The sequence below is a fragment of the Kluyvera huaxiensis genome (genome assembly GCF_040149365.1).
Taxonomy (GTDB): Bacteria; Pseudomonadota; Gammaproteobacteria; order Enterobacterales; family Enterobacteriaceae; genus Kluyvera; species Kluyvera intermedia_A.
On the sequence record NZ_JBEFLV010000010.1, the window covers coordinates 176033 to 183088 of the forward strand.

The following is a 7056-nucleotide window of genomic DNA, read 5'->3' on the forward strand; positions in this document are numbered from 1 at the left end:
AAGAAAAGCGCATGAATTCAAAAATCCTGCGTACTTGGTGAAATCATTGGCAGCTCGCAAAAAGAAGGTTCACATGCTAAACAACATTCGTATCGAAGAAGATCTGTTGGGTACCAGGGAAGTTCCTGCTGACGCTTACTACGGCGTTCATACTCTGAGAGCGATTGAAAACTTTTACATCAGTAACAGTAAAATCAGCGATATCCCAGAATTTGTACGCGGGATGGTGATGGTGAAGAAAGCGGCGGCGATGGCCAACAAAGAGCTGCAAACCATTCCGAAAGGCGTTGCCAACGCCATTATTGCTGCATGTGATGAAGTCCTGAATAACGGCAAGTGCATGGATCAGTTCCCGGTAGACGTTTACCAGGGCGGCGCGGGTACCTCCGTTAACATGAACACCAACGAAGTGCTGGCGAATATTGGTCTGGAACTGATGGGCCACCAGAAAGGTGAATACCAGTTCCTCAATCCGAACGACCACGTCAACAAATGCCAATCCACCAACGATGCTTACCCAACCGGTTTCCGCATCGCGGTCTACACCTCTATTCTCAAGCTGATTGATGCTATCCACCAGTTGGGTGAAGGCTTCCAGCGTAAAGCGGTTGAATTCCAGGACGTTCTGAAAATGGGTCGTACCCAGTTGCAGGATGCCGTACCGATGACCCTCGGTCAGGAATTCCACGCGTTTAGCGTCCTGCTTAATGAAGAAACCAAAAACCTGCTACGTACCGCGGAACTACTGCTGGAAGTGAACCTCGGCGCTACCGCTATCGGTACGCGTCTGAACACTCCGGATGGCTACCAGCAGTTGGCCGTACAAAAACTGGCGGAAGTCAGCAACCTGGCCGTGGTACCTGCAGAAGACCTGATTGAAGCGACTTCCGACTGCGGCGCCTACGTGATGGTACACAGCTCGCTGAAACGTCTGGCGGTGAAAATGTCGAAGATCTGTAACGATCTTCGTCTGCTCTCCTCCGGTCCGCGCGCAGGTCTGAATGAAATCAACCTGCCGGAACTGCAGGCTGGCTCCTCCATCATGCCGGCCAAAGTTAACCCGGTGGTGCCTGAGGTGGTGAACCAGGTGTGCTTCAAAGTTATCGGCAACGATACCACCGTCACCATGGCCTCTGAAGCTGGCCAGTTGCAGCTTAACGTGATGGAACCGGTAATCGGCCAGGCGCTGTTTGAATCTGTCCATATCCTGACTAATGCTTGCTACAACCTGCTGGAAAAATGCGTCGACGGCATCACCGCTAACAAAGAAGTGTGTGAAAGCTACGTCTACAACTCCATTGGTATCGTCACCTACCTGAACCCGTTTATTGGCCACCACAACGGCGACATCGTCGGGAAAATCTGTGCCGAAACCGGGAAGAGCGTGCGTGAAGTGGTGCTGGAGCGCGGACTGTTGACCGAGGCGGAGCTGGATGACATCTTCTCCCCGCAAAACCTGATGCACCCGGCTTATAAAGCCAAGCGATATACCGATGAAAGCGAGCAGTAGTCTTTCAGACTAAATAACTGAGGCATGTCATGATGACATGCCTTTTTTGTTTCTATAATTCACGAAAACACAACAATTACATATCAATCTCGTAAACAAGGAAGGCTAATATGTTTGGAGCAGAATTGGTCATTGTGCTTCTTGCCATCTATTTGGGGGCAAGACTCGGAGGAATAGGCATCGGCTTTGCCGGTGGCTTAGGCGTACTGGTATTAACGCTTATCTTCCAGATAAAACCCGGTGCGATCCCCTTTGACGTTATCGAAATCATCATGGCAGTTATCGCCGCCATTGCCGCTATGCAGGTGGCAGGCGGTATGGATTATCTCGTCAGTCTGGCTGAGCGAATGCTCCGCCGCCATCCAAAATACATCACCTTCCTCGCCCCACTAGTCACCTGGTTTATGACTATTCTGGCGGGTACCGGTCATACCGCGTTCTCCACGCTGCCGGTTATCACCGAAGTCGCTAAAGAGCAGGGCATTCGCCCTTCCCGACCGCTTTCTATCGCCGTTGTTGCCTCACAAATTGCGATTACCGCCTCGCCAATTTCGGCGGCAGTGGTGTTCTTTGCTGGGATCCTGGAACCGCTGGGCGTCAGCTACCTGACGCTGCTCTCCATTTGTATTCCGGTCACATTGATTGCCGTCCTGCTGACCTCTGTGGTGTGTAACTTCCTCGGCTGTGAGCTAAAGGACGACCCGGTGTATCAGGAGCGCCTGGCAAAAGGCGAAGTGCGCCTGCGCGGCAGCCAAACTTTAGAGCTGAAACCCCATGCCAAACGCTCCGTGCTGTTCTTCCTGATCGGCATCGTGGCGGTCATGTTCTATGCCACCGCTATCAGTGACACCGTTGGGCTTATTCAGAACCCCGTTCTGCCACGTAACGAAGCGATTGTGGTATTCATGCTAACCATCGCCACGCTGATTAGCATCACCTGCAAAATCGATACCGGCGAAATCCTCAATGCCAGCACCTTTAAATCCGGTATGAGTGCCTGTGTGTGCGTACTGGGCGTGGCATGGCTGGGCGATACCTTCGTGAAAGCGCATATCGCCGATATCCAGGCAGTGGCAGGCGACCTGCTGAACAACTACCCGTGGCTGCTGGCGGTAGTGCTGTTCTTTGCTGCGACCTTGCTTTACTCCCAGGCGGCGACCACCAAAGCGCTGATGCCTGCTGCGCTGTTGCTGGGCGTCACTCCGCTGACCGCTATTGCCTCTTTTGCGGCGGTTTCCGCGCTGTTCGTCCTGCCAACCTATCCAACGCTGCTAGCGGCAGTGGAGATGGACGACACTGGCTCGACTCGTATCGGCAAATACGTGTTTAACCATGCGTTTCTAATCCCAGGCGTGATCGCCATTACCCTGTGCGTGATCCTCGGATTTATCTTCGGTGGCCTGATCCTCTAACCGCCCTAGCCTGTAAAAATCGTTAAAGTCGGGCCGCTCTGCGGCCCGATGCATTCAACCCCGATAACTCACCGTGCTATAGTGCTTCTTTTCATCGATACGAGGTGACAATGAGTACTCCCGACGCTGTTGTGGTTCTCTGTACTGCTCCTGATGAAGCGACCGCCCAGGACCTGGCGGCGAAAGTATTGGCTGAAAAACTCGCGGCATGCGCCACCCTGCTGCCCGGCGCAACGTCGCTGTACTACTGGGAAGGGAAACTGGAACAGGAGTATGAAGTGCAGATGCTGCTAAAAACCGACCTCGCCCACCAGCAGGCGCTGCTCGACTGCCTCAAGGCCCATCACCCGTATCAAACGCCCGAACTCCTGGTTTTACCCGTTACTCACGCAGATACCGACTACCTCTCATGGCTCAACGCTTCCTTACGCTGATCCTGCTGCTGTGCAGCACATCGGCCTTCGCCGGGCTGTTTGACGCACCCGGCCGCTCTAATTTTGTTCCTGCCGACCAGGCATTTGCCTTTGATTTTAAGCAGAACCAGCACGATGTCAGCCTGACCTGGCAGTTGAAAGATGGTTACTACCTGTATCGTAAGCAGATTCAGGTGAATCCAGCCAACGCCAATATGACGCCATTACAATTGCCCAACGGCGAATGGCATAACGATGAGTTTTACGGCAAGAGTGAAATTTACCGCCAGCGCCTGACGGTCCCGGTCGAACTCACTCAGGCCTCGCCAGGTGCGACGTTAACCGTGACCTACCAGGGCTGCGCAGACGCCGGATTCTGCTACCCGCCAGAAACCAAAACCGTGCCGCTAAATGCCGTTGCGGCGCAAACTTCTCCCCCTCTCCCCTCCGGGGAGAAGCCCGGGGTGAGGGATGATACTGGCGCCGATCTTCCCTTCAGCGCCCTTTGGGCACTGTTGATCGGCATCGGCATCGCCTTCACCCCCTGCGTCCTGCCGATGTATCCCCTGATTTCCGGCATCGTTCTGGGTGGTAAACAGCGCCTCTCCACCGCCCGGGCCCTGCTGCTGGCCTTTATCTACGTCCAGGGCATGGCGCTAACCTACACCGCGCTGGGCCTGGTGGTGGCCGCCGCTGGCATGCAGTTCCAGGCTGCACTCCAGCACCCATACGTGCTGATAGGCCTGTCAGCGGTCTTTATTCTGCTGTCGCTATCGATGTTTGGCGTCTTCTCGCTCCAGCTTCCGTCATCGCTGCAAACCCGCCTCGCCCTGATGAGCAACCGCCAGCAGGGCGGTTCTGCGGGCGGCGTATTCGCCATGGGAGCGATTGCCGGGCTTATCTGCTCACCGTGCACCACCGCCCCGCTGAGCGCAATTCTGTTGTATATCGCCCAAAGCGGTAATCTGTGGCTCGGCGGCGGCACGCTCTATCTCTACGCACTGGGTATGGGGCTGCCGCTGATTATCGTTACCGTATTTGGCAACCGCCTGTTGCCAAAAAGCGGGCCGTGGATGGCGCACGTTAAAACCGCGTTTGGCTTTGTGATACTCGCCCTGCCGATATTCCTGCTAGAGCGCATAATGGGTGATGTCTGGGGATTACGCCTCTGGTCCATGCTCGGCGTCGCGTTCTTTGGCTGGGCGTTTATCACCAGCCTGGGGCTGACAAAACCGTGGCAGCGCATCGGGCAAATCCTGTTGCTGGCCGCCGCGCTGATTAGCGTACGTCCGCTACAGGACTGGGCGTTTGGCACCACCGTAACCCAGGCGCAAGCGCATCTGAATTTCACCCGCATCAGCAACGTGGAAACCTTAGAAACCGCACTGGCTAACGCCCGCGGTAAACCAGTGATGCTCGACCTTTACGCCGACTGGTGCGTGGCCTGCAAAGAATTTGAAAAGTACACTTTCAGCGACCCGCAGGTGCAGCAAGCGCTACAAAACACCGTGCTACTGCAAGCTGATGTCACCGCCAACAGCGCGCAGGACGTGGCGCTGCTAAAACATTTACAGGTACTGGGCCTGCCGACAATCCTCTTCTTTGATGAAGATGGCAACGAGCAGCCTGCACTGCGGGTGACTGGATTTATGGATGCCAACGCCTTCCGCGCACATTTGCGTGAAAGCCAACCGTAGACAACACTTTTAAACAAACAGCCGTCGGAAACGGAGGAGAATACCGTGCAACGCGAAGACGTACTGGGAAAAGCCCTACAGCTCCTTGAGCAAGAAGGAATTGCGAGCACCACGCTTGAGATGGTTGCCGAGCGCGTAGACCGCCCTCTGGACGAACTGCGCCGCTTCTGGCCAGACAGCGAGGCGCTGCTGTATGACGCACTGCGCTATCTAAGCCAACAGGTTGAGACATGGCGTCGCCAACTGATGCTGAATGAAGAGATGACGCCCGAGCAAAAACTGCTGGCCCGCTACACCGCATTGACCGAATGCGTAAACAAAAACCGCTACCCAGGCTGTCTGTTTATTGCCGCCTGCACCTTCTACCCGGAGGCGGACCACCCGATTCATCAACTGGCGAATCAACAAAAGCAGGCCGCCTACGAATACAGCCACGAGTTGTTAACTCAGCTTGAAGTCGATGACCCGGCGATGGTTGCCAAACAGATGCAACTGGTACTGGAAGGCTGCTTGAGCCGAATGCTGGTCAGCCGCAGCCAGATCGATGTCGACACCGCTCATCGCCTTGCTGAAGACATCCTGCGCTTCGCCAAGTGCCGTCAGGGCGGCGCATTAACCTAAGACCTGGCGCCGAAAAACAGGTAAGTCGCAGGAAATTCACAGCTGGGCTCTTTATTATTCGAGTCCTGGCTGTTCTGGCATTTATCAGGAATGCCGGGAAGGTTTGTGCAAACATGCGTTAAAAACGCGTAAGTTGCCGCAATAGTAAGCAGTTGAACGACTTTTCGGTTAATTTGGTTGACGTAAGGGAGCGACTACGGTTTAATGCGCTCCGTTGCCCGGATAGCTCAGTCGGTAGAGCAGGGGATTGAAAATCCCCGTGTCCTTGGTTCGATTCCGAGTCCGGGCACCACTATTTAAGTTTTGGGACGTTCCTATACGTCCGGGAACATAGAAAAATCAGTAAGTTGATGAATATCTGGAGTGCCGCAAGGTACTGCCAGATTTTTTGACATCCGTAGTTTTTGGGGGCTTAATTGGGGGCCTGCCGGTTTGATAAACTACGGAGCCCCCACAATGCCTCTGACTGATACCGCCACCCGCCACGCCAAACCTCTCGACAAACCTTACAAACTCAGCGACACGCAAGGTTTATACCTGCTGATTAAACCCAACGGTTCCAAACTCTGGCACCTTAAGTACCGCTTTGGCGGAAAAGAGAAAAAGCTGGCGTTTGGCGCTTACCCGACTGTCTCGCTGGCAACGGCCCGTAAACTGCGCCAGGAAGCCCGTACAATACTGAGCACAGGAGCCGATCCCGGTGTAAAGAAACAGCAGGACAAGCAGGCGAGAAAAAACGGCATTACCTTCGAGACCGTCTCCCGTCAGTGGGTAGCCGCGAACATTCGCTGGAGTGAGGCACACGCCACCAGAGTCCTGAGGTCACTGGAGTTGCACATTTTCCCGCTCATCGGCAATGCCCTTGTGACTGACCTGAAAACTGCCGATCTGCTGATCCCGCTACGGATGGCAGAGAAAAAAGGTTGTCTGGAAACCGCAGCACGAATACAGCAACGTACCACGGTCATCATGCGTTACGCCGTACAGGAAGGATTGATTACAAGCAACCCGGCCAATGACCTCTGCGGCGCTATCACCCCGCCACCGAAAAATCATTACCCTGCCCTGCCGCTGGAAAAATTACCGGAACTACTGGAAAGAATAGAAAGCTATTCAGGCAGACGGCTAACAAAGCTGGCGGTACAGCTTAATTTGCTGATTTTTATTCGCTCCAGTGAATTACGTTTTGCCCGCTGGCCGGAAATCGACCTGGATAACGCGATGTGGACACTTCCTGCAAATCGGGAACCCATCACCGGTGTGCGTTACTCAGAACGCGGTGCAAAAATGAAAACGCCGCATCTGGTGCCGCTGTCAAAACAGGCGGTAACGGTACTGAAGCAGCTAAAACTGTTATCCGGCAACGGGGATTTACTCTTCCCCGGCGATCACGATGCCCGTAA

6 protein-coding genes and 1 tRNA gene are annotated in these 7056 nt (G+C 54.4%); all 7 read left to right on the top strand.

Annotated elements, in window-relative coordinates; translation table 11 throughout:
* The first annotated feature begins 73 nt into the window (after positions 1-73).
* Positions 74-1510: an aspartate ammonia-lyase gene (gene aspA / locus ABOC97_RS12755; protein ID WP_234503376.1), complete on the top strand. Its 1437-nt coding sequence runs from the start codon at positions 74-76 to the stop codon at positions 1508-1510.
* Positions 1511-1620: 110 nt separating this feature from the next.
* Entirely contained in the window at positions 1621-2922 is a 1302-nt protein-coding gene (locus ABOC97_RS12760; protein WP_234503378.1) for an anaerobic C4-dicarboxylate transporter, read from the top strand.
* Positions 2923-3032: 110 nt separating this feature from the next.
* Positions 3033-3356: a divalent cation tolerance protein CutA gene (gene cutA / locus ABOC97_RS12765; protein ID WP_052284654.1), complete on the top strand. Its 324-nt coding sequence runs from the start codon at positions 3033-3035 to the stop codon at positions 3354-3356.
* Entirely contained in the window at positions 3332-5032 is a 1701-nt protein-coding gene (locus ABOC97_RS12770) for a protein-disulfide reductase DsbD (RefSeq protein WP_349598096.1), read from the top strand. The genes cutA and ABOC97_RS12770 overlap by 25 nt, the downstream gene beginning before the upstream one ends.
* 45 nt (positions 5033-5077) lie before the next feature.
* Complete coding sequence (locus ABOC97_RS12775) at positions 5078-5653, top strand: transcriptional regulator (protein WP_234503382.1); 576 nt, start codon at positions 5078-5080, stop codon at positions 5651-5653.
* 216 nt (positions 5654-5869) lie between these two features.
* Positions 5870-5945 (top strand) — tRNA-Phe (locus ABOC97_RS12780).
* 164 nt (positions 5946-6109) lie between these two features.
* On the top strand, positions 6110-7056 hold a 947-nt coding region (locus ABOC97_RS12785), incomplete at its 3' end, for a tyrosine-type recombinase/integrase (RefSeq protein WP_349598099.1).